This is a genomic window from Streptomyces sp. SID12501, from assembly GCF_010550245.1.
GTDB lineage: Bacteria > Actinomycetota > Actinomycetes > Streptomycetales > Streptomycetaceae > Streptomyces.
This window is the reverse complement of the sequence record NZ_JAAGLU010001062.1, coordinates 1-385: the sequence shown is the minus strand read 5'-3', so window position 1 is coordinate 385 and position 385 is coordinate 1. Positions and strand designations below refer to the sequence as shown.

1 pseudogene is annotated in these 385 nt (G+C 67.8%); it reads left to right on the top strand.

What is annotated here, in order from left to right:
* Positions 1–385 (top strand): annotated as a pseudogene (locus tag G3I71_RS49825) (Fe-S cluster assembly protein SufB); the annotation flags it as partial.

Here is a 385-nt window from a genome sequence, read left to right as displayed (position 1 = left end):
ACCTACGGCTGGCACGACCCCGACGTCGCCGGCGCCTCCGCGCGCCGCGGCCTGTCGGAGGACGTCGTGCGCGACATCTCGCGGCTCAAGAACGAGCCCGAGTGGATGCTCAAGACGCGCCTGAAGGCCCTGCGCCTGTTCGACAAGAAGCCCATGCCCTGGTGGGGCGCGGACCTGTCGGGCATCGACTTCGACAACATCAAGTACTTCGTGCGGTCCACCGAGAAGCAGGCCACCAGCTGGGAGGACCTGCCGGAGGACATCAAGAACACGTACGACCGCCTCGGCATCCCGGAGGCGGAGAAGCAGCGCCTCGTCGCGGGCGTCGCCGCGCAGTACGAGTCCGAGGTGGTCTACCACCAGATCCAGGAGTCGCTCGAGGAGC